Origin of the sequence: Cryobacterium sp. Y57 (assembly GCF_002929505.1) — a bacterium.
Classification (GTDB): domain Bacteria; phylum Actinomycetota; class Actinomycetes; order Actinomycetales; family Microbacteriaceae; genus Cryobacterium.
This window is the reverse complement of sequence record NZ_PJJL01000064.1, coordinates 107,665-129,980: the sequence shown is the minus strand read 5'-3', so window position 1 is coordinate 129,980 and position 22,316 is coordinate 107,665. Positions and strand designations below refer to the sequence as shown.

Sequence of the window (22,316 nt, the reverse complement as noted above, 5' to 3'; positions counted from 1 at the left end):
CGGCCAGCACCGGAACCATGGTGCAGGCGGTGAAGTCGGTGCCGATTCCGATGACGCGGGTCGGATCGATGCCGGCGTTTATGACAGCGGCCGGAACCGCACTCTGCAAAACTGCCACGTAGTCTGCGGGAACCTGGAGTGCCCACTCGGGCGGAAGTGCCTCACCGGTCGCGGCAAAGGTCGTGTCCATGACCGCGTGTGGATAGTCCAGAACGGCGGAACCGAGCTCGACTCCGTCAGAGACGCGCACGACCACGGCCCGGCCGGAGAGAGTTCCATAGTCGACGCCAATGATGTAGGACTCGACGTCGATGAACGCCTCAGCGCTGGCTGCAGTGTCGACCGGTTCTCCAACGGGCTGGCGTGGTGTGATGCTCACGAAATTGACTCCTGTGTCGACTGTGGTGCGAACGCTGCCCGACCTACTGCCGCGGTGAATTGCTCCGGACAGTCGCCAAAATGTGAACGGTCACATTGCTGACATCACTGTGGCCCACACCCGATTCACCTGTCAATACCCTTTTGTTTCGTTTGGATAACGGCGCAGTCAGTGCGGTTTCGCTATCTCAGAAGGGCGGATCGGCTCCTACCAGGCAGGTGCAGCCGTCGATAAGCGCACTACGAGCTCGGGGAGGAGAGGGGTCGACGAAGCGTCGTTCGTATCCCCAGTGATGTTGGCCAAAAGTAGGGCGACACAGCGGCGGCCGAGTTCCGCGAAGTCCTGGCGTACGGTGGTGAGCGGCGGCCAGAAGTGTGCTGCCTCAGGAATATCGTCGAATCCGACGATGCTGACGTCGCGCGGAATATTGAGCCCGGCATCGCGGATGGCATGCATGAGTCCGAGCGCCATCTGATCGTTGGACGAGAAGATGGCCGTGAAGTCGCGCACCCGGAGCATCTCCCTCCCGGCGTAGTAGCCGAAGTCGGCAGTCCAATCCCCCAGGATCGGCGCGGTGGTCGGAACGTCGTTCGCTCCCATCTCGGCAAGAAATCCGCGCATGCGCGCCTCGGCCTCGATCCAGTCCTGCGGTCCGGCCAAGTGGTAGATGTTGCGGTGTCCGAGGTCGATGAGATGTCGGGTAGCGAGGCGGGCGCCGGCTATCTGGTCGACCGAGAGGGCATGTTCACCTGCGCCACTGGTGGATTGCAACGTCACATACGGCACAGTGATCGCCAGCTTTTCAATGGCTTCGATGACACGCACCTGGGGTGCAATAACCACGATCCCTTCCACCGATTGGTACATGAGGTGATCAACTGCTGCCTGGATCGACGCGGGTTCCCCTCGGGAAAGGTTGGCTGTGTTCACAAAATATCCGGCGTCCCGGGCAGCATCCTGGATCGCAGCGATACTGCTCGCGGGACCGTATTCCGCGCTCAGTGCCGACAGTACGCCGATCGTGCGGGACTGTCCCCTGACCAGCGCCCGGGCAGCCCTGCTCGGCCGATAGTGCAGCTCGTCGATCACCTGCTGAACACGCAGCCTCGTCGACTCCCGAATACTGGGGTGCGAGTTGAGCACGCGCGACACAGTCTGGTGCGACACTCCGGCAAGACGTGCCACGTCTCGAATGCTCGGGGTGCGCCCCGTTGCCAGGTTATTGGACACGATCACCCCCGATGAAATGTGCACGGTCACATTCTGCAGCCGCACTCTAGTATCACTCGTATCGGCCAATGTGACTGTCACATAGTGATTGAGACAGTCACATTGGCCACCTGCGCTTGCTCCGGATGCAGGCCACACTGTACTTATGCCCATTCTCAACAAAGACATGACCCTGTGCATTTCGCTCTCGGCCCGGCCCAGCAATCTCGGCACCCGGTTTCACAACTACCTCTATGAGGAGTTGGGTCTGAACTACATCTACAAGGCTTTCGCCCCTTCGAACCTGGCCGATGCGATCGCGGGCGTGCGTGGGCTGGGCATTCGCGGCTGCGCTGTGTCGATGCCCTACAAGGAAGACGTCATCGCGCTCATCGACGCAATGGATGCCTCGGCGTCGGCGATCGATTCGGTCAACACGATCGTGAACGACGACGGCCACTTGACCGCCTACAACACCGACTACTCGGCCGTACAGCGCCTGCTGGGCGAGCATGACGTTCCACGCGCTTACTCGGTGATCGTGCACGGGAGCGGCGGCATGGCCAAGGCCGTCGCGGCAGCCCTGCACGATGCCGGGTTCGCGCAGGGAACGATAGTGGCGCGCAACGAAGTCACCGGCCGGGCCTTGGCCGCACTGTACGGCTACGATTGGGCGCCCACGGTGGGCGCGCTCACCGCCGACCTCATCGTCAACGTCACACCGGTGGGTATGGCGGGCGGCGCTGAAGCCGATCAGACGTCCTTTTCCACGTCGACCATCGCGGGCGCGAGCGTCGTCTTCGACGTCGTGGCCTCTCCCGCCGAGACGCCGCTGATCCTGGCCGCGCGCGCGGTCGGAAAGCCGGTCATCACCGGCGCTGAGGTGGTGGCGCTGCAAGCCGAGGAGCAGTTCTATCTGTACACCGGCATCCGTCCCACGCCAGACCAGGTACGCCGCGCCTCCGCCTTCTCCCGCCTCCCCTGACCCCATTCTCTTGGACGGGGCCCGGGCCCCGTCCCCGGGCCCAAGTTATAAACTGGGCCCACGCTCCGGGCCTGGGCCCCGTCCCCTGCCTTGCCCCTAACCTTGCCTTTGCCCTCGCCCCGGCCCCGGCCCGGCCCGGCCGACAAGCATGCCCGCGGTCAGGCCTGGGGCAGCGCGCTCTCAAGGTCGGCGATAAGGTCGGCGACGTCTTCGATGCCGACCGAGAGGCGCACGATGTTGTCGGGCACCTCGAGTTCGGTGCCGCGGACGGAGGCATGCGTCATCTCCGAGGGGTAGTTCACAAGAGATTCAACCCCGCCGAGCGATTCGGCAAGCTGGAACAGGTGCATCGACTCGGCGAACAGCCGCGCAGCAGCGGCTCCGCCGGCGAACGCGATGGAGATCATGCCGCCGAAGCTGGACATCTGCTTTTTCGCCAGGTCGTGGCCGGGATGGCCGGGTAGTCCCGGGTAATAGACCTGCTCGATGGCTGGGTGGCCGTCGAGAAATTCCGCGATGGCCTGGGCGTTGCTCGAGTGCCGTTCCATGCGCACCGAGAGCGTCTTGATGCCGCGCACGGTGAGCCAGGAGTCGAGTGGAGCCGACACGGGGCCGGCCGCGAACTGCAGAAACTGGGCCTTCTCGTACAGCTCGTCATCGTTGATGATGAGCGCGCCACCGAGTACGTCGGAGTGGCCGCCGAGATACTTTGTGGTCGAGTGCACCACCACGTCAGCGCCAAATTCAAGCGGATGCTGCAGGGCCGGTGACGCAAAAGTGTTGTCGACGATCGCGACTATGCCGTGCCGGTGTGCGATCTCGGCGAGCGCCGCAATGTCGCTGATCTTCATGAGCGGGTTGCTCGGCGTCTCAACCCAGAGGATCTTCGTCTCCGGACGGATGGCCGCTTCGACCGCTGTGAGGTCGCTCATCTCGACCGTCGTGTTGAGCACACCCCAGGCGGCGTGCACCCTGTTGATGAGGCGGTGGGTTCCGCCGTAGACATCGTTGCCGAGCACGACGTGGTCGCCGGGCTTGAGAATGGCGCGCAGGATGGTGTCTTCCGCGGCGAGTCCGCTCGCAAAGGACAAGCCGTGCTTGCCGCCTTCCAGGGCTGCGAGCAGCGTTTCGAGCACGGTGCGGGTGGGATTGCCGCCACGACTGTACTCGTACCCGCCACGCAGATTACCGATGCCGTCCTGAACATAGGTCGAGGTCTGGTAGATCGGCGGAATGACTGCGCCGGTGGTCGGGTCAAACGCCTGACCGGCATGGATGGCGATCGTGTCGAAGTTCTGCTTATTGGCCATTGTGGGCTCCTTCTGTGAAAAAGATCAGACGCTCAGGTAGCTGAGGAGGTCATGCCGGGTGATGACGCCGAGCGGCTTGCCGCCGTCGGTCACCAGCAGCGCATCGTGGTCGGCAAAGGCGGCGCGGGCGGCTGCCACCAGCTCGTTGACCCCGATCAGCGGCAACGCATCACCGACGATCGAGCCGACCCGATCGGTGAGCTTCGCGTCGCCAGAGAAAACGAGGCCCATGAGGGCACGTTCATCAACCGCGCCGAGTACCTCACCCATGACGACGGGCGGTTTAGCGCTCAACACCAGCAACTGGGACACTCCCTGGCTCGTCATGGTCTCGATCGCATCGTGCACGGTGTCGCTCGGATGCACGTACACCAGGGCCGGCAGGCGCCCGGTCTTCGATTCCAGCAAATTAGCGACCGTGTGACCGACCGGAGCGTTGCTGAAACCGTAGCTGCGCATCCACCCGTCGTTGAAAATTTTGCCGAGGTAGCCGCGACCGCCGTCGGGCAGCAGCACGACGATCGTGTCCTCGGGCCCGAGCTTCTCGGCCGCGCGCAGGGCTGCAACAACGGCCATGCCGCTCGAACCGCCGACGAGGATTCCCTCTTCGAGGGCGAGTCGCCGGGTCATGGCGAAGGAATCTGCGTCCGAGACGGCGATGACCTCGTGCACGACCGTTGGATCGTAGGCGCCGGGCCAGAAATCCTCTCCGACACCTTCGACCAGGTAGGGCCGGCCGGTGCCGCCGGAGTAGACCGAGCCTTCCGGGTCCGCACCGATGATGCGCACGGCATCGTTCGAGACCTCGCGCAGGTAGCGGCCGGTTCCGGTGATGGTGCCGCCGGTGCCGACGCCGGCGACGAAATGGGTGACGGTTCCGTCGGTGTCACGCCAGATCTCGGGCCCGGTGGTCTCATAGTGGCTGAGCGGGCCGTTCGGGTTGAAATACTGGTTGGGCTTGAAGGCACCGGGAATGTCCCGGGCCAGCCGGTCTGAGACGCTGTAGTACGACTGGGGGTCCTCCGGCGCAACGGATGTCGGCGTCACGACGATCTCGGCGCCATAGGCCGTGAGCACGTTGCGCTTGTCGTCGCCGACCTTGTCGGGCAGCACGAACACACACTTGTAGCCGCGCTGCTGCGCCACCAAAGCGAGGCCGACGCCGGTATTGCCGGACGTCGGCTCGACGATCGTGCCGCCGGGCTTCAACAGGCCGTCGCGCTCGGCGGCATCGATGATGCGCACCGCAATGCGGTCCTTCGCCGACCCGCCCGGGTTGAGGTATTCGAGCTTCACGAGCACCGTCGCGGTCAATCCGTCGGTGACCTTGTGTAGTTTGACCAGCGGGGTGTCACCGATAAGGTCAAGAACGGTGTCTGCGATCTTCATAAAAATTCCTTCTGTCGGGCTGCGCGCCCGGTGGCAGGCGCGGCCTCGGATTTGCTCACCAATTCAGCGCTGGCCGGCGCGTTCGTACGAAATCGACTCGCGACAGCAGCAACACGACGATGAACGGTCGCCCCTCCACTCTAACGGGCGGCGAGATCCGGTCACTAGCCTGAGAAATAACCGTGAGAGCGGCACCGGGGGAAGCTACAGGGACGACTGCTACGTTCAGGTAGAAGAAGCTCCCATAGAGAGGCCCTCGTGACCCCCCAGCCCGGTTCCCCCGTCAACAAAGCGTCGATCAAGGAAGAACGCACCGCGAAGCGTGCAAAAAAGCTGGAGCAATATCACCGCCAGCAAAAGCGCGGCAAGCGTAATCGTCTGATTGGCATTATCGGCGGGGCTGTGGCGATCGTCGCGATCATCGCCCTGATCGTGACCGCGTTCGTGCTCACGCCGAAGGCCGCCAACTATGCCGGCGGCGGCGCGGGTGATGCGTCGACGATCGACGGTGTCGAGACCTTCACGAACGGAGCCGGCCACGTCGAGACCGCCGTCACCTATGATCAGACGCCGCCAGCCGGCGGCCAGCACGCTTCAGCTTGGCTCAATTGCGGCGTGTACGATCAGGCGGTTCCGAACGAGAACGCCGTGCACGCACTTGAACACGGTGCCATCTGGGTCACCTACGATCCATCGATCTCCGACGCTGAGCTCGATCTGCTGAAGACGGAACTGCCCTCCAGCTACGTAGTGCTGTCGCCCTTCGAAGGAATTCCCGCACCGATCGTGCTGAGCGGCTGGAATTCACAGCTGCAGGTCGACAACGCCAACGACCCGCGCATCGCTGAGTACTTCACCGAATTCTGGAAGAGCACCAACGTTCCAGAAGACGGCGCCCCCTGCTCCGGTGGGATCGACGCACCCGGCAAAGTTTCATAAATCGCGCTAACCCGTGACTTCTGATCACCTACAGCCCACAGCGGATGCTGACCCACCGCGCCAACGCCGCTCCGTGTTGCGCGCCATCACCGTCACTGTTGCGGTCACGGCGCTCGTTGTCGGCGCTGCGGCCTTTTCGGCGGGGCGCCTGAGCACGCTTACCGACGCCACGCCCGACACGACAAGTGCGGAGGCTGGCTTTGCCAGGGACATGCAGGAACACCACAACCAGGGCGTTGAACTCGCCCTGATCGTTCGCGATCGTACCGACGACGCGCCCGTGCGGCTACTTGCCTACGACATTGCCACGACGCAGGCCAAGCAAAGCGGGCAGATGTCGGGCTGGCTCGCTGTCTGGGGGCTACCGCAATTCGCTCCCGAACCGTCGATGACCTGGATGACCCGGCCCGGCCTGTCCGACAATACGCACGATTCGTCTCACTCGGCCAGCGCCGACGCCGGCCACGTCGCCGGGGAACCGATGCCCGGACTCGCGACCCCGGCGCAGATTGCCGCGCTCACCGCGGCATCCGGTGTGGAAGCGGAGAAGCAGTTTCTCGTCAGCATGATCGCCCACCATCGGGGTGCGATCGAGATGGCCGATGCCGTTCTGGACCGCAGCACGAACGCGACCGTGCGGGCCTTCGCTACCTCGGTGGTGTTGAGCCAGGAATCCGAGATCGAACTGATGACCGGCATGCTCGCCGAACGTTCGTAGTCCGCGCCGTCTCGGGCCCACCTTGTGAACCCGGGCCCAGTTTATAAACTGGGCCCGGGGACGGGGACCGGGCCCCGTCCCCAGTCCCGTTGGGGGCGTCAGGGGGCGTCGGCGGAGAGGGGGCTCGCCGTGATCTGGCGGGCGTAGAGACTCGCGTAGACGGCGCCGCGGGCGAGCAGTTCGGCATGGGTGCCGCGCTCCACGATGCGGCCGGCATCGACGACGAAGATCACGTCAGCGTCGACGATCGTCGAGAGACGGTGCGCGATTGCAATCGTGGTGCGACCATGGCTCGCGGTGTCGAGCGCGGCCTGCACCACGCTTTCCGAGATGGAATCGAGCGCGCTCGTGGCCTCGTCGAGGATGAGCACCGGCGGGTCTTTCAGCAAGACGCGTGCGATGGCGATGCGCTGCTTCTCACCGCCGGACAGCCGGTAGCCGCGCTCCCCCACCATGGTGTCGTACTTCTCCGGAAAGGAGTCGATCGTATCGTGAATGTTGGCGGCGCGGGCGGCCGCTATGAGCTCAGAATCCGTTGCCTCGGGTTTGGCATAGCGCAGGTTCTCGGCGATGGTGGCGTGGAACAGGTAGGTCTCCTGGCTCACGATGCCGATGTGGGAGACGAGCGACTCCTGTTGCAGATCGCGCACATCCAGGCCGGAGAACAGCACCCGGCCGGCCGCGGCTTCGTAGAAGCGCGGAATCAGGTACGAGACGGTGGTCTTGCCGGCCCCCGACGGTCCCACAAAAGCGGCGAACTGCCCCGGCTCGATTGTCAGTGACACGTCGTCGAGGGTCGGGCGCGCGTCACCGCGAGCGTCCGGGTAGGCAAATTGCACCCGGTCGAACTCCACCCGGCCTCGAGCCGCCCCGGCCGACGGCACCAGGGCAGCGCCAGGCTTGTCGCTGATCGCCGGCTTCAGGTCGAGGTATTCGAAGATGCGCGCGAACAACGCTGACGAGGTCTGCAGGTCAAGGGCGACCCGCATCAGACCGAGCAGCGGAAAGATCAGCCGAGCCTGCACCGTGGTGAACGCCACGATCGTGCCGGCCGTGACATCGGTCGTACCATTGAACATGAGCGCCCCTGCGACAAGGTAGACGATCGCCGGAATAGCGGACAGGAACACGCTCACCGTGGCGAAGAACCACTGGCCGCTCATCTGCTGACTCACCTGCAGGCGCACCTGATTGCGGTTCTCTTCGGCGTAGCGTTCGATCTCGTTCTGCTGTCGGGTGAAGCTCTTTGAGAGCAGAATGCCGGACACGCTCAGGGTTTCCTGCGTGATGGCGGTCATGTCCGACAGCGATTCCTGCGTCTTACCGGCAATGCGCGCCCGCACCTGGCCGACGCGGCGCTGGGCGAACACCAGAGTGGGCATGAGCACCACGGCCACGATGGTCAGCTGCCAGTTCAGCAGCAGCATCGCCACGAAGGCGGCGATCACGGTGACGGTGTTGCCGAGGATGCTCGAGATGGTGTTGGTCAGCACCGTCGCGACGCCGCCGACGTCGTTTTGCAACCGCGACTGAATCACGCCGGTCTTGGTCTTGGTGAAGAAGCTCAGCTCCATCGACTGCAGGTGGGTGAACAGCCGTACGCGCAGGGCGCCCATGACCTTGTTGCCCACTGTGGCCGTCAGCCAGGTCTGCCAGACACCAAGCAGTGCATTGACCAGAAAAACGCCGAGCATGAGCGCAACGAGAACGCCGAGAACCGAGAGGTTGGGAGTGTTGCCGGGCGGAAAAAGACCGTCGTCGAAGGCGCGTTGGGTGAGGAGCGGCGGCACCACCGACAGAGCGGCGCTGATCAGTACCAGCACGACGGTAACGATGAGGGTGTTGCGGTGCGGCGAAAACAGCGCGAAGACACGGTGCAACAGGTGCGGGATGCGCGGCGCCTCGGCGTTCTCGGCCCGCTGCGCCGCAGCATCCGCCCCGCTCACCCGGCCGCGTTTCATAGCGACGGCTGGCCGCGACCCGAAGCTTCCCGACCCGTGCGCTGAACTCATATCCTCATTTTAGGTGTAGCGGCAGAGACTACCCGGTGAAGCGGATGTCCCCATTCGGCCCGGCCCCTGCGTCACTTCCACGCCAACCGGGCCACGACAGCTGCGTGGTCGGTCGACCAGGCATTGTCCAGGTGGTGGCCCAGAATATCTGCGCCCAGGCCGACACGGCGCTTTCCGGTGGCGCTGGGTATCGGGGGTGCCGCACTTTCTATCTCAGAAGCGACGGTGAACGCCTCTAAAGCACGCGCACCGCGGCTATAGATAAAGTCAATCCGGTCTCGAGGCTCCTCATCAGCCGGAATGATCGGGGACCACGTGTGTCCGGGCACGGCAGTGACATCGGGATGAACGACTCGAAAGGCATCGGCGTACCCTGCGACCTCGAGCATGCGTGAGGCAGGCCACTCGACACTGTTCGTGCGGTGCCCCGGCTTCCAGTCCAGATGCGAGGGCACGTTGAAATCGCCCATGAGGAGAATTGGGTCCTGTGCAGACACGATGCCCTCACTTTCGAGCCGACCCTGCTCCGACAAGATTTCCGCGAGCTGTGCTGTGCGCCGGCGTTCGCCTCGGCTGGCGAGGGTATAGCGCGCAGGAATACCTGCATCGTCGGCGGTGTACGGGCCATAGTCCGCATGCCACAGGTGCACAGACCACACCGTGACGGCGCCGTTCGGTGTGAAAACGGTGGCACAGGTAGCGAACGAATCGGTCTCGGTGTGATGAAGCGACAGGGGATACGGGCTGATCACCGCTGTGTCATGACCCTGTTGAGCGATATTCCAACCCATCGCTGCCGCCAACTGACGGCCATGAGCTCCGAAACACTCCTGCAGGGCCACGATCGCGTGGGGAAATTCTTGAAGGTAGGCGACCTGCTTGGCGTGCCCGTCGTTGGAGTGACATCCACCGAACCAGAGATTCCAGGTCATGGCAGCCACGCCCTGCTCCAACATTTTCGGAGAGAACACAGCGGGCGCGGCAATTTTTGACGCTGCCGCCTGCGCCACGAGCACATTGGTCCGCACCGTGAATTCACCGGTGCGCCCATTCCACTCTGGCACTAACCCATCCGTCACCAGCAGAAAGCGATAAGCCCCGTCCGGGAGGTGCGCCAGATCTATTAATAAAGGTTCCCTATCGGATAGCACGGAAGCCGCTGCCACGGGTGGACTTTCCGGCAGTTCGTTCCACCGACAATCTCTCTGCGCATAAACCTGCACACGCGCCGCTTGTTCGGTTGAATACGTGCACTGCACGGTCAGAGTCGAAGTCGCCGCGTCAAAGGACCCAACGGCGACGGCGGACGGCTCGAGATGCGTGGGCGACTCCCGTTCCACGACTTGGGCCCACGCGACGAGTTCTTCTTCGAGCAGAGTGTTGTGCCGCACGTGGCAGCCGAGGAACACTGCCGGGTCAGCGTTGACGCCGACGACGAGCAGGCCGGCGCTCGTGGCAGCCAACGCCCCCACCGCTGAGTCTTCGAAGGCGACGGCTGTCTCGGCGTTTATCGAGGGATCGAGTTCTCGTAGTTTGCGCAGGGCAGCCACGTACAGATCGGGAGCTGGCTTGGCCGCAGACACCTCATCCCGGGCGACAGAACAGGTGATCAACGTGTGCATACCGATACGCTCCAGAATCTGATCAAGCAGCGCACGCGGGCTGTTCGATGCGACCGCGACGGGAAATCGCGCCGCGAGTTCACTCACCATGGCCACGGCTCCCGGCATCGCGATCGCCTCCTGAACGACCAGCGCGCGAAATTCTTCGGACAATGATTTTACCAATTCACCCACCACGGGAATCGGAAGCCCGGCGACCTCGAAAATCGTCACGAGCTGGGCGGCCACGTCATCTATCGCGCCACCACGAAACCCGGCCAAGTCGGTCAGGGTTGTGCCGTGCGCGTTCGCGCAGGCATCGACAGCACGAAGCCACAGATCCTCGGTGTCGGCGAGCAGCCCGTCGCAATCAAAGATAATCGCGGATGCTGCGCCCGGCAGCAGGCTCACGCTCACGTCGATACCGGTGTTGAGAAATTGCGCTTGCATTTATGCCTCCACTCGAAGTGCCGGGCGCCCCGTGAGGCGAACCCGGACTCTAATGCCGATCGGTAACTCGGTGACGCTGGCCGAGGGAACGTCGACCTTGATCTCGGAACTTCCGCGACTAATGCTGCCGTCGATTTTGGCCGTGATACGCGTGGTGGCACCTCGGTAAACGTGGGAAACGATGTGGGCACATCCGCGGTCGTACTCCTCGAACATGAGCGATTCGGGCCGCACATAGAGCAAATCATGGTCGCCCTCACGCAGAGGCACCCAGAGATCGGGGATGGCGGCGCCGCGGGCGACGGCGAGTTGGTTCGTAGTGCCGACGAAACGAGCAACGAAATCAGTACTCGGTTGGTCGTAGAGAACTCCCGGCTGGTCAATCTGTTCGATTCCACCGCCCCGCATAACCGCGACCCGATCGGCCATCGCCAGTGCTTCATCCTGGTCATGAGTGACGAAGAGCATTGTGATTCCGAGACGCAGCTGCAGGTTGCGAATCTCCTCCCGAAGCGAAGAACGCACCTTGGCATCGAGCGCCGACAGCGGTTCATCCAGGAGTAGTACCCGGGGCTCAATCGCAAGGGCTCGTGCCAGCGCGACGCGCTGTTGCTGCCCGCCGGAGAGCTGGGCTGGAAACCGGTCTGCGTAACCGGGCAGCCCGACCAGATCGAGCAGAGAGGTGAGTTTCGCTACCCGCCTGGCCTTAACTTCGCGTCGCACGACGAGCCCGAACGACACGTTGTCGGCCACACTGAGGTTGGGAAACAGGCTGTAGGACTGAGACACCATGCCGATGCCGCGACGGTGGGCCGGAACCCGCAATACATCGCGCCCATCCACCGTGAGAGTACCGCTCGACGCGGTCTCGAACCCAGCGAGAATACGCAGTGCTGTTGATTTTCCGCAGCCGGAAGGGCCGAGCAGCGCGACGAATTCCCCGGGTTCGACGGTGAGGTCAAGGCCAGTGAGCACAGTGGTGTCACCAAACTTCTTGCTCACCGCGGTGTACTCGATACGCGCCGCCGTTGTACTTCGAGGGTGAGCGGTTGTTGCTGTGAGCGTCACGATTCGTGTCCTTTCAAGGCCCGGGCGCGCGCAGGGGCTGCCCGTCCGGCGAGTACTGTCATGGCGATCAACAAGGCCCAGGTGAGCGCGTTGATGAGCAGGGACATGGAAATGGAAGCGCGAAAGTTGGAGCCGGCGATTTGGGTGAGCCAGACCGGCAGGGTTCGATAGCCCAGCGTCACCGCCACCGTGAATTCACCCAGGCACAGTGCTATACAGAAAAACGCAGAGAAGATCACCGGCCCCTTGATGTTGGGCAGGATGACCCGTCGGAGCACCGTGGCGCCGCTCGCACCGAGCGAATGTGCACTCTCGACCAGGGTGCGCAGGTCAATGGTGCGCAGACCAGCGTCGAGCGATCGAAAGACGAACGGCAAGGTCAAGACAATGTAGCTGCCGACCAGAACGACGGGCAGGTCAGGGTTTTGAAGCAGCTGGCTGACCTGAGCTGGCAGAGAACCGCGACCGAAACCGGCCATGCTGCGCAACACCGTGACCAACCCGGCCGCTAGGGCGATTGACGGTACGACGAGAGGGATCGTGCAGACGATCTCGATAATGGGACGCCACCGTGGCGCCCGAAGGTGGAGATAGACCATGGTGGGAACCATAAGGGCCAGCAACCCCACAACGGTCAAAACAGTTATGAGCAGTGTCAGCGATAGCGCACCGGGAAACCCCGGGTCGCGCACCGATTCTAGATATGGCTCAAAAGTGAACCCGGCAGTGGGCACGTAGATACTGAAGGCGAAAGCGCACAGCATGGGCACCGCAATGTAGAGCGCCACCAGGATGATCAAAGCCCAGCTGAGCCCCGGCGCCACGACACGGACATCCCGAGCCGCGCGCGTTTTCCGACTCACGTGAACCACTTGAGACTCCGTTTCTGCAGGGGCATGTAGATGAGCAAGACGATTAGGGCCACGACGATCATGTTGACACCCAGCGCCATGGCGACATTCTCCTGGCCAGCCAGGTTGCCACCGGCCAGTCCACTGTCGATGCGCAGGCTGATGAGGGGTACTCCGCCGCCGCCGATCAGGGCCGCCGCCGACGCGTGGGTCGCAAACGATGCCCCGAAGAGCAGGACGAAGCCGCTCAGAATCGCTGGAGTGGCGATAGGCAAGCCGATCTTCTTCCAGAACTGCCAGCTGGTTGCCCCCACGGAGGCGGCCGCCTCCTTCCATTCCACGCGCAGGCCGGCCAGGGTGGGGAGAACAACCATGACCATGGTCGGTATCAGAAAATACTGATACATCAGAATGAGTCCGCCACTGCTGTAGAGGGTGAAGCCCAGGTCTGTGAGCGACAAAAGTCCGGTGATAATGCCGGCGTTGCCGACCGCTGCAATGAAGGAGAAAGCGAGAGGAACACCTCCGGAATTGGCCAGTACGCTCGTGAGCACGGTGACCACAGCGGTGAGTTTCCTGGAGCGCGTAGTGAGAATAGCCTGCGCGAGGGCCAGACCGATGACGCCGCCGACCAGCGCTGCGATCACGCTAATCTGCAGGCTGTTTCGCATTGCGTCCCAGGATGCGCCCCGAAAACTGGCCGCAAAGTTGACCAGGCTGGGCACGTAGCTTCCCGGCTCGTTCACGTCAGCGACCCGGAACGCCGACAGCACAATGCCGCAGACCGGTATGCCCAAAAAAAGTACGATGAAGATAAGAAACGGGATGAGTCCCCAGAAGGAAGCGCCGGTCCGGCGTTCGGCCCGGGCACGCAATGAATCAATGCGACATATCGCCCGCTCGATCGCACCAGGGGCTGAGGGGGCGTTTCGCGTGGCCACCGTGGGGGTCACGAGGCGACCGCTGCATCCCACTTCTCAGCGAGGAGCAGGTTGGCGGAGCTGCGCTGAGCTTCCGACGGAAGCTCGAATCCGTTCACAACGATCGGGAGCTTGTCGGCCGCAGCCGTGTCGACAGCACCGGACTGGATCAGGGCATCGAATCGCACGGGTCGGGTGTAGCCATTGAGCAGGATGTTCTGGCCCTCATCGGAGTACATGAAATCGATCCATAGGCGGGCCGCAGCCGGGTGCGGGGCGTCCGCGTTGATTGACGCGGCGTAGTAGGACGCCATGGTGCCGTCGGTCGGGATGACCACCTGAAAATCGACACCAGCCGCGGCAGTGTCATCGGCCACGGCCAAATTGAGGTAATCCCAGTTGATGATGATGGGGGTTTCACCGGTTTCCAGGGTGCCGGCGTTGGCCTCGACGGGAATGAGGATGCCGCGCGCCGACAACTCCGCCATGAACTCGATACCGGGCTGGATGTCGTCGAGACTGCCACCCATCGCCATCGCTGCGGCCCAGACTGCGTTGAAGCCAGATTCGCCCTGGGCGGGATTCCCGGTGAGGGCGACCTTGCCGACGTACTGCGGGTCATCGAGTTGGGCGAAGGAGGTGGGACACACCGCGACTGCGGCCGCGTCACACCCGATGGTGACGTAGCCGCCGTACTGGTTCGTCCACATGCCCTCGGCATCGGTGAGTGATGGGTCAATGTCAGCGACCGTCGCCGGACGATATTCGGCCAGGAGTCCCTCAGCACTGGCACTGTTGGCGAAGGAAACTCCAGTGTCGAGGTAGTCCAGGGACCGACTCTGGCCGACGCGGTTCTTGATGGCGTTGACCTGGTCCTGACTGGAACCGGCCGAAGTGTCGTTGTCCACCTCGATACCGTAGGTAGCCGTGAATTTTTCAATCAAGACGCCGTAATTTGCCCAGTCCGGATACAGGCCCATGACGTTCAGAGTTCCTTCAGCCTGCGCAGCGCTCACGAGGTTGTCCAACCCACCGCCGGTCTCGACGGAGGTCGCGGCCGCCCAGTCGACGTCCCCGGCAGTGTTGGTGGAGGTACTGGTACAACCAGACAGTCCGAGTGCGCTGACAAGCAGGACTGCGGGCAGGTAACGGCGGCGCGACGTGTTCATGGAAATCCTCTTCAGCCAGAATGATCGTGTACGAGTGGGTCGCCGACGGAGACTCCCAAGGCAAAAGGTCATCGTTCACTCGACTTATCTAGTGAACTTTGATCGTTGACGATTGAAGTTCACTAGAGAAGTTTGGCCGGGATGGGTAAATTAAGTAACGAAAGGGTGAACGCTCGGTGAACCCCCAAGCGTGAGGCCGGTCCGGTCACGCTACGTTGCGGTGACGCAATACTTTGGAAGGTGAACCAGGCCGGGCTGTCAAAGCCAGGCCGCACACAGTGAGGTTGGGCGTGGCAAGATATCACGACATCGCAGAAGCCATTCGAGGCGCAATTACGCGGGGGCTCTACGCACGCGGGAGTCAACTGCCCAGCGAACGTGTGCTCTCCGAAGAATTCGCCGTTGCCCCCGGTACTATCCGGCAGGCGCTGGGCGAGCTCGAAACCGAGGGAGTTTTAGCCTCCCGTCGCGGCAGTCGGCGCACCGTCATCGGTGAGCCCCGGTCGGCAGTGACGTTTGAAGAGTTTCGGAGTTTTGCCCAATGGGCGTCGTCGCGCGGGCGCGTACCGGCTGGCCAGGTCATCTCGGGGGTGTGGCAGAACGCTTCGCCGCTCGACCGCGAGGCACTTCGGTTGCCGGTCGCTGCTCGCGTGTTCTGTGTCGTGCGGGTCCGCCTGCTCGACGGCGATGCCATCATGGTGGAGCGCACCCGCTACCGGGATTCGGTCGGCGCCGAGGTGGAGCGGATTCCGTCCGACTGCCCGTCGGTGACTGCCTGGCTCGCAGCGACGGCCAAAATCACCTTCTCCCGCGCGGAGCACCAGTTTTCCGCCTGTCCAGCAGGGGCGGAAGATGCCCGGCTGCTCGATGTGCGCCGCGGATCCCCGATGCTCATGCATAAACGGATGAGTTTCAGCCGCGACGGCGTGCCGCTGGAATGGTCGGTCGACCGCTACGTCGCCGACACGATCAGCCTTGTGGTCGACAACTCCCTCAACGCCAACGCCTTGCGCTGGAAATGACTGCGAGAGCTAGCGTGCCAGAGTGGGCCCCCGGCATCCATTCACCGGAGCGCCACCGGCTCGGCTAACCCTTGGTCGACCCGGCGAGCAGTCCGCGCACGAAGAAGCGTTGCAGGGCGAAGAACACGATCAGCGGAACCAGAATCGACAGGAAGGCACCGGCCGTGAGCAGATGCCAGTCCTGCCCACGGGCACCGGAGAGTTCGGCGAGCAGTTTGGTCATCGGGGCGACCGCGCCGTCCGCGAAGATCAGCGCCACCAGCAGGTCGTTCCAGACCCAGAGAAACTGGAAAATGGCGATCGACGCGATGGCCGGCATGGTCAACGGCAGTACGATGCGAAAGAAGATCTGTCCGTGGCCGGCACCGTCGACCCTGGCCGCTTCAATGACCTCGCTCGGTATCTCCGAGACGAAGTTGTGCAGCAGGTAGATGGCCAGGGGAAGAGCGAACATGGTGTGCGCGATCCACACTTGCGAATAGCCGCTGCCGGGATTGAGTGCCGCGACGACCGGAAACCCGAAAACCGTGCCACCGGAGAAGAACTGCAGCAATGGCACGAGGGCCATCTGAATCGGCACGATCTGCAAGGCAAAAACGCCGATGAACATGGCGTTCTTACCCCGAAAGTCAATCCAGGCGAAGGCATAGGCGGCGAGGCTGGCAATCATCAACGGGATGAGCGTGGCCGGCAAGGTGATCGCGATCGAGTTGATGAATGACCCGGCCAGGTTGAGCTGGCTGTTGCCCGCCGCCAGCGCCGCCGTGTAGTTGTCGAAGGTGACCCCGGTGTTGGTGAAAATAGTCCACCAACCGGTGGTGCGTACCTGCTGCGCCGGCCGGAAGGACGACACCAATAGTCCCAGCGTGGGGATAGACCACAGCACCGCGATGAGGAGCGCCCCAATGGTCGCCCCGCGGCTGGTGAGCCGTTTTTTGGTGTTGCGGGCGATAGGCGACTCCATCCGGCGCACGCCACGACGAAGTCGTCGCGTGGTCTGGGCGTCCACAGGAAGCCGTACAGGCATAACGGAGCTCATCGAATTTCCCTCTGCTTCTTGATCTGACGGGCGTTGTAGACGACGATCGGCAGCACCAGCAGAAACAGCACCAGGGCGAAGGCGGCTGAACGGCCCTGCTCGAAATTCTTGAACTGGGTGTACATCTCGTTAGCCACGACGCTGGTCTCGTTTGACCCGGCCGTGGTGGTGCGCACAATGTCGAAGACCTTGAGCGAAACAATAGAAATTGTTGTCAGAACGACCACGAGGGCGCTGCGGATGCCGGGGACGGTCACGTTCACGAACTGCTCCCAGGCGTTGGTGCCATCGAGCTCGGCCGCCTCCATTTGCTCGGTCGGTACGCCCTTGATGGCGGCAGACAGCACCACCATGGCGAACCCGGTCTGTACCCAGATCAAAATCACGATGAGAAACAGGGTATTGAACGGGGACACCGAGAGAAAGTCGACCGGCTGCCCGCCGAACATGACCACGAGCTGGTTCAGCAGGCCGATCTGCTCCTGGTCGGCTGGGCGGGCCGTGTAGACGAAGCGCCAAATAATGGATGCTCCCACCAGGGAGATGGCCATCGGCATGAAGACCAGAATCTTGAAGTACTTCTCACCGCGGCTCTTATCGATGAACACGGCGTACGCGAGCCCGGCGATGGTCGAGATGGTCGGAACGATCAGCACCCAGACAACGGTGTTGAGCACGATACGCACGTTCTCGGGCTGGGTGAAGATCCAGGCGAAGTTGTCCAGGCCAACGAACCGGTCACCGCGAGCGCTCATGAAGGCCTGCACCGTGGTTTGAATGGTCGGAATGACCAGGCCGATGCCGAGCAGGATAACGGCCGGGGCGAGAAAACCGACCAGCTGAAAGAGGTAGCCAGCCCCCTTGCGCGCGCGGTAGTCGATGTAGAAGAAGCCGAGTCCTAGGGCACCGGCCCCGATGATGGCCCAGGTGTAGGAGTTGGCAACCAGCAAAATCAGCAGTGGTGCCAGAACGCAGACGGCAAGACGAATGATCGTGTAGCCCCGGCCAGAGCGTGGGGCGATCTCGACGAAAAACAAGATGGCACCAACAACGACACCGAAAGCCAGGATGACGATGGGGACTTGCGCCAGCGCCGGTAATTGCGCCAGCCAGGAGAAGAAAGCGGACATCTGAAACCTTCCGAGTACGACAGTAAACCCTGGTATTCGCCCGACAACCGGTGAAAACGTATCGATAACGCACACCTGCCACGCACGGTGTACCGCCCAGTTCGAAGCGGACGGCACACCGTTTTCATGCCTGAGTGATGGCTGCTTCAGCTAGCTGGACGGCCAGCCAGCTTCGATGCTCGTGAGCACCTCGTCGGTCGGGGTGCCGTTGATCCAGCTGACGATGCCCTTCCAGAAGGTTCCCGATCCCACAGCGCCCGGCATCAGGTCGGAACCGTCAAAGCGGAAGGTGGTTTTCGGGTCCTGCAGGATAGTGATCGCTTCCTGCAGAATGGGGCTCGTTGCTTTGGAAGCGTCGAGGCCCTTGTTTGCGCTGATCACGCCGCCGAGACCGACCCGGCTATTCGCCCAGTCAGCGCTCGAGAGGTATTCCAGCACCTTCTGGGTGTCGGCGTCATCGGAGAAAGCTCCGACGATTTCGCCGCCACCGGTGACTGCCTGGCCACCGGCCTTGACCGAGGGAGTGATGAAGGCCCAGACGTCGGCATCCGGTCCGACTGTTCCGCCCGCGTCCTTGATGAATCCGTCGAAGAAGGAGGCCTGGTGGGTCAGCGCGCAGGTGCCGTTGGAGATGGGGGTGGCCACATCTCCGAACGGGGTGCTGTTGATCGACTTGACGTCGCCAAAGGCGGCGTTGACGTAATTGGGGTTGAGCAGAATTTCACCGACGGAGTCAAAGGCCTTTTTGATGGCCAGGTCAGTGAAGGGGATCTCGTTGGTGACCCATTTGTCGTAGGTCTCGGCGCCGGCCTGGCGCAGCACGAGGTCTTCGACCCAGTCGGTGCCGGGCCAGCCGGTGGCGTCACCGGAGCCGAAGCCGGCGCACCAAGGTTGCGTGCCGGTCTTTTCCTGGATGGTCTTGGTGACGGCGAGCAATTCGTCCCAGGTGGTGGGAACTTCAACGCCCCACTCCTGGAATTTCGCCGGCGAATACCAGATGAAGCCCTTGACGCTGGCCATCAGCGGAGCGCCGTACAGGGTGCCGTCCACGGTGCCGTAGGCCTTCCAGTCGGCCGACCAGTTCTTGTCGACATTAGCTGTGACGGCGGCGGGTGCTGGCTTGAGGAAGTTGCGGGACGCGAGGTCCTTCATCAGCCCGGGCTGCGGAAAGATCGCGATGTCGGGAGCGTTGCCGCCCTGCGCGCGGATAGAGATCTGGGATTCGAATTCCTTCGACGATTCATATTGAATGTCGATCTTGTTGTCTTTCTCCCAGCCAGCCCAGGACTGCTCGAGCAGCTGCGCTTCAGTGTCGGCGATCGTGCCGTAGACGGTGACGACGCCATCGCCCTTCGCGCCCGAGTCAGCGGTGGTGGCACCGGGTCCGCCGGAACAACCAGCCAGTGCCAGACCAGCTATCGCCGCCATGGCAATCGGTGCTGTAATTCGACGGTGCAGGGAAGGCCGCATCTTGTTTCTCCTCTTTGAGTGGTGCCGGATCAGGTTGTGCACGTGTGAACTGTGAATAGAGCTGGCGTTACCGAGGTGGAATCAACCGTTGGGACAGGTCTTTTGATCGGATCTCGGGAACCGGTTCCAGACCATAAATTACGTCACCCGAACGGGGATAGCAAGTCCGGAAATATAACAAAATGGCAAAGATCAGAGCCATATCGTCGCCCGATATCAAAGTTTAGCGGCTGCATCGTAGGAGAATCAAGGGATATCATGGAACCGATTCCATGCCCGGCAAACGCACGCTAGGGTATGAGAAGCAGTCACCACAGACGGAGGCACAGATGAGCGCGATCGCCGATGTCGCGCGCCTCGCCGGAGTGGCCAAAGCCACGGCCAGCCGTGCGCTGAGCGGTCGTGGCTATGTCTCCACGGAGACCCGAGCAAAGGTCATCGCTGCTGCCCGGCAAATTGGGTACGTCGCGTCACCGAACGCCGCAAGTCTTGTGACCGGCCGCACCCAGAGTGTCGGTGTGATCATCCCGTACATCAGCCGCTGGTTTTTCGGGGAGGTCCTGGAGAGCCTGGAATTAGCCTTGCTCGAACACGGCTACGACATGACGCTCTACAACCTTCCGCCTGCTTCCCCCGAGCGTGACCGGGTCTTTGAGTTCTTCCTGGCCCGCAAACGATTCGACGGTATTATCTCGGTCTGCGTCGCGCTGAGCGAGCAGGAGGTCGACCAGCTGCATCGCCTTCGCCGTCCCCTCGTCGGCATCGGCGGGCCCATCCGCGGCGTGGCCACAATCGAGATCGACGACGTCGCGGCCGCGCGACTGGCCACCGAACACCTGCTCAGCCTCGGTCATCGCGACATCGTGCACGTGGGTGGCAGCCAGGCCGACGAGATGGACTTCGAGGTACACAGTAATCGGCTGCGCGGTTTTGAGGCTGCGATGACGGAAGCCGGACTGCCGGTCAGTGGATGCTTTTACTCCTCTGATTTCACCATGCCTGGTGGGTACGCCAGGGGCCTGGCCATTCTCGGAGATCCGCGCCGTCGTCCTACCGCGATCTTCGCGGCGAGTGACGAGATTGCCTTCGGGCTGGTTCTCGCGGCCCGCGAGCTGGGTATCCGGGTACCCACCGAGCTCAGCGTCATCGGCATCGACGGGCACCCGCACTCCGAGATGTTTCGTCTGACCACCCTCGCGCAGCATCCGCGCACCCAGGGCCAACTCGCCGTGCGCACGCTGCTGGACGGACTCGCCAGCGGGAGCAGCATCGGCGCATCGACCATTTTGCCCACCAGCCTGGTCATCCGGTCGAGCACCAGTGCGCCGCGCGCGCTTCGCGCTTTGCGGGCCGAATGACGAGCGATTCACGCGCCGGCGTGCGCGACCAACCGGGAACTCATCACCACGAATGAATGACGGCGGGTACGACACAGGGGGCGCCGTCTCCTTACGGAAATGACGCCCCCTACGCAATGACCGGCACGAAGCCGGTCGGCTACGCCTCAATCAGAGCCCCTCACGGGGCCGAGATTACTTGAGGGTAACGGTGGCGCCGGCTTCTTCGAGCGAAGCCTTGGCCTTGTCAGCAGCGTCCTTGGCAACGCCCTCGAGGACGGCCTTCGGCGCGCCATCGACAACGGCCTTGGCCTCGCCGAGGCCCAGGCTGGTGAGCTCGCGCACAACCTTGATGACCTGGATCTTCTTGTCGCCGACGGCGTCAAGGATGACGTCGAATGCGGTCTGCTCTTCAACCTCTTCAGCAGCAGCGGCGGGGCCAGCGGCTCCGGCAGCGGCGATGGGAGCGGCTGCGGTGACCTCGAAGGTCTCCTCGAACGCCTTGACGAACTCGGAGAGCTCGATGAGGGTCAGGCCCTTGAACTGCTCAAGCAGGTCTTCAGTGGAAAGCTTTGCCATGATGTACTCCTTTTAGTTTCTTAAAAATTCGTGAACCGTGATGCCAGGCAGATGCCTAGTTCGCGGACTCCTGCTTCTCACGCAGCGCGTCGATGGTGCGAACAGCCTTCGACAGCGGTGCCTGGAAGAGATAAGCGGCTCCGAACAGCGATGCCTTGAAGGCGCCGGCCAGCTTGGCCAGCAGCACCTCGCGGGACTCGAGGTCGGCAAGCTTGCCAACCTCCGCTGCGGTGAGCGGATTACCGTCAAAGTAACCGCCCTTTACCACCAGGAGAGGGTTTGCCTTGGTAAAGGCACGCAGGGTCTTCGCGACGGCGACGGGGTCTCCGTGCACGAAGGCGATAGCGGACGGACCGACAAGTTCCTCGTCGAACGAGGTGATGCCGGCCTTGTTGGCCGCAATCTTGGTGAGCGTGTTCTTTACCACGGCGTACGTGGCGTCCTCACTGATGGACGTACGCAGGCTCTTGAGCTGCGCAACAGTGAGACCGCGGTACTCGGTGAGCAGAACGGCGGTCGAGCTCTGGAATTTCTCCGTAAGCTCGGCGACCGTTGCTTCCTTGTTCGCCATGGTGCTCCTCATTAATAATCATGTGCCGGGTAGCCCGGGGCGCAGACATGAAAAAAGCTCCAGCGCAGGGCGCCGGAGCTTGGAGAACAACCTAAAAGACTGTACCTGAACTTCGAACACCTGCGCGGGCCGTTCACGTGAATGAACCTTCGTCTGCACTTCTGTCTT

Annotated in this window: 19 protein-coding genes and 1 pseudogene; 5 read left to right on the top strand and 15 right to left on the bottom strand. The window is 62.7% G+C overall.

Going from position 1 to position 22,316, the window contains the following annotated elements:
- Positions 1-313 (bottom strand): annotated as a pseudogene (locus CXY72_RS08175) (ribulokinase); the annotation flags it as partial.
- A 273-nt stretch (positions 314-586) separates the two neighbouring features.
- Complete coding sequence (locus CXY72_RS08170; RefSeq protein ID WP_370446234.1) at positions 587-1,639, bottom strand: LacI family DNA-binding transcriptional regulator; 1,053 nt, start codon at positions 1,637-1,639, stop codon at positions 587-589.
- Positions 1,640-1,754: 115 nt separating this feature from the next.
- Here CXY72_RS08170 and CXY72_RS08165 point away from each other — a divergent pair, with 115 nt between their 5' ends.
- On the top strand, positions 1,755-2,573 hold the full coding sequence (locus tag CXY72_RS08165; RefSeq protein ID WP_104127189.1) for a shikimate 5-dehydrogenase: 819 nt from the start codon (positions 1,755-1,757) through the stop codon (positions 2,571-2,573).
- Between the two features lie 158 nt (positions 2,574-2,731).
- On the opposite strand, the gene CXY72_RS08160 is transcribed toward CXY72_RS08165, so the two are convergent.
- Positions 2,732-3,883 (bottom strand): cystathionine gamma-synthase, encoded by a 1,152-nt coding sequence (locus CXY72_RS08160; protein ID WP_104127188.1) that lies wholly within the window; start codon positions 3,881-3,883, stop codon positions 2,732-2,734.
- Positions 3,884-3,907: 24 nt separating this feature from the next.
- Positions 3,908-5,272, bottom strand: a complete 1,365-nt coding sequence (locus tag CXY72_RS08155) for a cystathionine beta-synthase (RefSeq protein WP_104127187.1) — start codon at positions 5,270-5,272, stop codon at positions 3,908-3,910.
- A gap of 258 nt (positions 5,273-5,530) precedes the next feature.
- Between CXY72_RS08155 and CXY72_RS08150 the strand changes: the two genes are divergently transcribed.
- Positions 5,531-6,211: a DUF3105 domain-containing protein gene (locus tag CXY72_RS08150; protein WP_104127186.1), complete on the top strand. Its 681-nt coding sequence runs from the start codon at positions 5,531-5,533 to the stop codon at positions 6,209-6,211.
- A gap of 13 nt (positions 6,212-6,224) precedes the next feature.
- Positions 6,225-6,929 (top strand): DUF305 domain-containing protein, encoded by a 705-nt coding sequence (locus tag CXY72_RS08145; protein ID WP_146071113.1) that lies wholly within the window; start codon positions 6,225-6,227, stop codon positions 6,927-6,929.
- Positions 6,930-7,027: 98 nt separating this feature from the next.
- Here CXY72_RS08145 and CXY72_RS08140 read toward each other — a convergent pair whose 3' ends face one another.
- The 6 genes from CXY72_RS08140 to CXY72_RS08115 all read right to left on the bottom strand — a co-directional run bounded on the left by CXY72_RS08140 (position 7,028) and on the right by CXY72_RS08115 (position 15,000).
- On the bottom strand, positions 7,028-8,941 hold the full coding sequence (locus CXY72_RS08140) for an ABC transporter ATP-binding protein (RefSeq protein WP_370446233.1): 1,914 nt from the start codon (positions 8,939-8,941) through the stop codon (positions 7,028-7,030).
- 71 nt (positions 8,942-9,012) lie between these two features.
- On the bottom strand, positions 9,013-10,992 hold the full coding sequence (locus CXY72_RS08135) for an HAD hydrolase-like protein (RefSeq protein WP_104127183.1): 1,980 nt from the start codon (positions 10,990-10,992) through the stop codon (positions 9,013-9,015).
- Positions 10,993-12,060, bottom strand: coding sequence for an ABC transporter ATP-binding protein (locus tag CXY72_RS08130; protein ID WP_104127182.1), 1,068 nt, complete (start codon positions 12,058-12,060; stop codon positions 10,993-10,995). It lies immediately after the preceding gene.
- Positions 12,057-12,923, bottom strand: coding sequence for an ABC transporter permease (locus CXY72_RS08125; RefSeq protein WP_146071112.1), 867 nt, complete (start codon positions 12,921-12,923; stop codon positions 12,057-12,059). The genes CXY72_RS08130 and CXY72_RS08125 overlap by 4 nt, the downstream gene beginning before the upstream one ends.
- Entirely contained in the window at positions 12,920-13,864 is a 945-nt protein-coding gene (locus CXY72_RS08120) for an ABC transporter permease subunit (RefSeq protein ID WP_104127180.1), read from the bottom strand. The genes CXY72_RS08125 and CXY72_RS08120 overlap by 4 nt, the downstream gene beginning before the upstream one ends.
- On the bottom strand, positions 13,861-15,000 hold the full coding sequence (locus CXY72_RS08115) for an extracellular solute-binding protein (protein WP_104127179.1): 1,140 nt from the start codon (positions 14,998-15,000) through the stop codon (positions 13,861-13,863). Before CXY72_RS08115 ends, CXY72_RS08120 begins: the two co-directional genes overlap by 4 nt.
- 290 nt (positions 15,001-15,290) lie before the next feature.
- Between CXY72_RS08115 and CXY72_RS08110 the strand changes: the two genes are divergently transcribed.
- Positions 15,291-16,022 (top strand): GntR family transcriptional regulator, encoded by a 732-nt coding sequence (locus tag CXY72_RS08110; RefSeq protein WP_158252523.1) that lies wholly within the window; start codon positions 15,291-15,293, stop codon positions 16,020-16,022.
- Positions 16,023-16,086: 64 nt separating this feature from the next.
- On the opposite strand, the gene CXY72_RS08105 is transcribed toward CXY72_RS08110, so the two are convergent.
- The 3 genes from CXY72_RS08105 to CXY72_RS08095 all read right to left on the bottom strand — a co-directional run bounded on the left by CXY72_RS08105 (position 16,087) and on the right by CXY72_RS08095 (position 19,661).
- Positions 16,087-17,061: a carbohydrate ABC transporter permease gene (locus CXY72_RS08105; protein WP_104127177.1), complete on the bottom strand. Its 975-nt coding sequence runs from the start codon at positions 17,059-17,061 to the stop codon at positions 16,087-16,089.
- Positions 17,058-18,191: a carbohydrate ABC transporter permease gene (locus CXY72_RS08100; RefSeq protein WP_104127176.1), complete on the bottom strand. Its 1,134-nt coding sequence runs from the start codon at positions 18,189-18,191 to the stop codon at positions 17,058-17,060. Before CXY72_RS08100 ends, CXY72_RS08105 begins: the two co-directional genes overlap by 4 nt.
- 150 nt (positions 18,192-18,341) lie before the next feature.
- Positions 18,342-19,661, bottom strand: coding sequence for an ABC transporter substrate-binding protein (locus CXY72_RS08095; RefSeq protein WP_104127175.1), 1,320 nt, complete (start codon positions 19,659-19,661; stop codon positions 18,342-18,344).
- Between the two features lie 329 nt (positions 19,662-19,990).
- Between CXY72_RS08095 and CXY72_RS08090 the strand changes: the two genes are divergently transcribed.
- On the top strand, positions 19,991-21,019 hold the full coding sequence (locus CXY72_RS08090) for a LacI family DNA-binding transcriptional regulator (protein ID WP_104127174.1): 1,029 nt from the start codon (positions 19,991-19,993) through the stop codon (positions 21,017-21,019).
- Between the two features lie 174 nt (positions 21,020-21,193).
- Here the strand turns inward: CXY72_RS08090 and rplL are convergent, their stop codons facing one another.
- The gene (gene rplL, locus CXY72_RS08085; protein WP_104127173.1) at positions 21,194-21,577 is read right to left on the bottom strand and encodes a 50S ribosomal protein L7/L12; all 384 of its coding nucleotides are present in this window, start codon (positions 21,575-21,577) and stop codon (positions 21,194-21,196) included.
- A gap of 55 nt (positions 21,578-21,632) precedes the next feature.
- A complete protein-coding gene (rplJ, locus tag CXY72_RS08080; protein WP_104083138.1) occupies positions 21,633-22,148 on the bottom strand; it encodes a 50S ribosomal protein L10 in 516 nt (171 codons plus the stop codon).
- Between the last annotated feature and the right edge of the window lie 168 nt (positions 22,149-22,316).